The following is a 3,998-nucleotide window of genomic DNA, read 5'->3' as shown; positions in this document are numbered from 1 at the left end:
TTTATCCAGTTTTTTCTTCAATTTACTACTTCTACTTGTTCAAGATAAACATGTGCTATAATGTAGCTATTGTCAGTAAGAGGAGTGTTTGCAACATGCTGAATTCGGTAAAGAAATTGTTAGGAGATTCTCAAAAGAGAAAGCTAAAAAAATATGAACAACTCGTTCAAGAAATTAATGATTTGGAAAAACAAATGTCTGATTTACCTGACGAAGAATTACGTCACAAAACTGTCACATTCAAAAATATGCTTAAGGATGGGAAAACAGTTGATGACATAAAAGTAGAAGCATTCGCTGTTGTACGCGAAGCCGCAAAACGTGTGCTTGGATTACGCCATTACGATGTACAGTTAATCGGAGGACTTGTATTACTAGAAGGTAATATTGCGGAGATGCCAACTGGTGAAGGGAAAACATTAGTTTCCTCTCTCCCAACATATGTACGTGCTCTTGAAGGAAAAGGCGTTCATGTTATTACTGTAAACGATTACTTAGCAAAGCGTGATAAAGAGTTAATTGGCCAAGTCCATGAATTTCTCGGCTTACAAGTTGGATTAAATATTCCTCAAATTGATCCTTCTGAAAAGAAACTTGCGTACGAAGCTGATATTACATACGGTATTGGAACAGAGTTTGGCTTTGACTATCTTCGCGATAATATGGCTGCTTCAAAAAATGAGCAAGTTCAGCGCCCCTATCACTTTGCTATTATCGATGAGATTGATAGCGTTTTAATTGATGAGGCGAAAACGCCACTTATCATTGCTGGGAAGAAATCAGGTAGCTCTGATTTGCATTATTTATGTGCAAAAGTTATTAAATCATTCCAAGATACCCTTCACTATACATACGATGCAGAATCGAAATCAGCTAGTTTTACAGAAGACGGTATTACAAAAATAGAAGATTTATTTGACATCGATAACTTATATGATTTAGAACATCAAACATTGTACCATTATATGATTCAATCATTACGTGCCAATGTCGCTTTCCAGCTTGACGTTGACTATATTGTGCATGATGAAAAAATACTACTTGTAGATATTTTCACAGGACGTGTTATGGATGGTCGCTCTTTAAGTGACGGCTTACATCAGGCACTAGAAGCAAAAGAAGGTTTAGAAATTACAGAAGAAAACCAAACACAAGCTTCTATTACAATTCAAAACTTCTTCCGTATGTATCCGGCATTATCAGGTATGACAGGTACAGCAAAGACGGAAGAAAAAGAATTCAACCGTGTATACAATATGGAAGTTATTCCAATTCCAACGAACCGTCCTGTTCTTCGTGAAGATAAAAATGACGTAGTATATGTAACAGCTGATGATAAATATAAAGCTGTGCGTGAAGAAGTTCTAAAACAGCATAAGCAAGGACGCCCAATTTTAATTGGGACGATGTCTATCTTGCAATCTGAAACTGTTGCTCATTACTTAGATGAAGCAAACATCAAATATCAATTATTAAACGCTAAAAGTGCAGAGCAAGAAGCAGACTTAATTGCAACTGCTGGGCAAAAAGGCCAAATTACAATTGCTACAAATATGGCAGGCCGGGGTACTGATATTTTACTAGGTGACGGTGTCCACGCCCTTGGTGGATTACATGTAATTGGAACAGAACGTCATGAATCTCGCCGCGTTGATAATCAGCTTAAGGGCCGAGCTGGTCGCCAAGGGGATCCGGGAAGCTCTCAATTTTTCCTATCTTTAGAAGATGAGATGCTAAAACGCTTTGCTCATGAAGAAGTAGAAAAGCTAATAAAATCACTGAAACCTGACAAAGCAGGACTTATTAATACACCTAAAGTTCATGATTTCATCAACCGTACACAATTAATTTGTGAAGGTGGTCATTTCTCAATGCGTGAATATAATTTAAAATTAGATGACGTAATTAATGATCAACGTAATGTTATATACACACTACGTAACAACCTTCTAAAAGAAGAAACAAATATGATAGAACTTGTTATTCCAATGATTGAACACTCTGTGGATGCAATTGCTAAGCAGCACCTTTTCGAAGGAATGCTTCCTGAAGAATGGGATTTCGCTAGTTTAACAGCATCTATTAAAGAAGTTTTACCGGCTGAAACTTTGCCACCATTATCTGCGAACGACGTACATTCTCCTGAGGATTTACAAATCGTTTTAAAAGATACAATTTCTAGCTATATCGAGCGTGTACAAGAGTTAAATGACCATGCCGATTTACAACAATCACTGCGCTACGTTGGTTTACACTTCCTAGATCAAAACTGGGTAAATCACTTAGATGCAATGACTCACTTGAAAGAAGGTATTGGCTTAAGACAATATCAACAAGAAGATCCAACTCGCCTTTATCAAAAAGAAGGTTTGGATATTTTCTTATACACTTACGGTAATTTCGAAAAAGAAATGTGCCGATATATTGCAAGACATTTAGCAGTTCCAGAAAACGTACAATCATGAGGTGAAAATTTATGTTATCATTCCTGAAAAAGGCAAAGAAAAAAGGAAAAGATACTACTGTTTCTAGTAATCAATTATTTGGACAAGAAGAAACTACTTCTCAAAATAAAACGGTAAAGCCAGTTCTTTACTTCCATCCTAGCTGGGGTGACGTAGCACAAGAACAAAAATACATTTATCAATTCTTACATAAAGAATTACCACGTTTACAAGAATATCAAATTTCCTTATCAGGAATTGAAATTGAAAAACGTGATGGCGCATACGATGTAGCTGCATTTATTCGCAGCAGTGTCCCAAAACCGATTTCTTTCGAAGAAGTTACATTACTTCTATTAAACAAAGATAAAAAGCTTTGCGCACGTAAAACATTTAACCTATCTGCTCTTGGCGATATTCCTGAAAACGTAAATATGCCGTTCGTATTTACATTTGAGCAAGAAACAATAACTGAAGCTGAACTATCTCAATCAGATTGGGAATTAGCTTTCGAACTTGAAAGTAAGCATCAACTAGATTTAGATCCATCTTGGGAAGCACAGTTACCTGAAGCAAGCAAAGAAGCTTTACGTAATTTTGTAGACAATTTAACACCTCCAAATGAAGGTGAAATTAACTTCCTAGGTTTACAAGCCGCATTGAAAGAGAACGGTGATTTACATACAACACTTCTAATTCGTAATGGCTGTAAAGATAACATTCAACTAGAACAGCTCCCTCTTCATATTGAAGATGCTTCTGGAGAAGTCGTTGTTAAAGGTGCTTTCACGTTACCGAATCTTGAAATTAAAGCGAATACTACAAAACCGTGGTCATTTGTTTTCCCTGCTTCATCCATCTTGAAACAAAACATGGATTTATCTAGCTGGAAAGCATTTGTACCACAAGACTAATATACAAAAAAGCCTATCCTAAAAGATGGTCATCACACCTTTAGGATAGGCTCTTTTTTTATGTGAAATCTACTTCGTTACTAATAAACGTTCAATATGATACTCCGCTTCTAGTTTACACATTTCATCTACGTGATTTACGTTGCTCTTTTTTAACAGCTCTAATTGTTCTTCGCTCGGCTGCTCACTAATAAGTTCATTAATTTTTTCATTTACTTTCATCGCTAATGCTTGATGGAACTCTGGATGTCCTTTCAACTCGTCGTCTACTTTATTAATCCAAGTTGATTTTGTGTATAAATATTGTTTCCACTGTTCAACAAATTGCTGCATATCAAATTTTTCTTCATTCCATTCAATTTCTTTCATATATCTCTCAAAAGAAACAACAATTGATCGTGTAATCCCGACCTTCACTCCATGTGGTAACTGTTTGTACATCAAATATTCCCTCCAGCTTAAAGCTCTTCCTTCTGAATATAAAGGAATCTCAAAATTCATATACCTTCTTATAATAGCACATTGCTAATCTAAGATGTTACTATACTGTGTAGAAAATCAATTGTCAACAAACGTGCAACATCTAGATATACGAATTTCACACATAATAAACACAGTAAAAATAATAAGAACTTTCACA

General features: G+C 35.7%; 3 protein-coding genes. 2 read left to right on the top strand and 1 reads right to left on the bottom strand.

The annotated features are described in order from the left end of the window. Nucleotides 1–95: 95 nt before the first annotated feature. Nucleotides 96–2,465: an accessory Sec system translocase SecA2 gene (secA2, locus tag KI356_RS20515; protein WP_212936295.1), complete on the top strand. Its 2,370-nt coding sequence runs from the start codon at nucleotides 96–98 to the stop codon at nucleotides 2,463–2,465. Between the two features lie 11 nt (nucleotides 2,466–2,476). Next, complete coding sequence (locus KI356_RS20510; RefSeq protein WP_128283450.1) at nucleotides 2,477–3,358, top strand: accessory Sec system S-layer assembly protein; 882 nt, start codon at nucleotides 2,477–2,479, stop codon at nucleotides 3,356–3,358. Between the two features lie 69 nt (nucleotides 3,359–3,427). Here KI356_RS20510 and KI356_RS20505 read toward each other — a convergent pair whose 3' ends face one another. Further along, a complete protein-coding gene (locus KI356_RS20505) occupies nucleotides 3,428–3,799 on the bottom strand; it encodes a hypothetical protein (RefSeq protein ID WP_212936294.1) in 372 nt (123 codons plus the stop codon). Between the last annotated feature and the right edge of the window lie 199 nt (nucleotides 3,800–3,998).

This window comes from Bacillus hominis, assembly GCF_018332515.1.
In the GTDB taxonomy this organism is placed as follows: Bacteria; Bacillota; Bacilli; order Bacillales; family Bacillaceae_G; genus Bacillus_A; species Bacillus_A hominis.
This window is presented reverse-complemented; position numbering and strand designations above follow the sequence as displayed.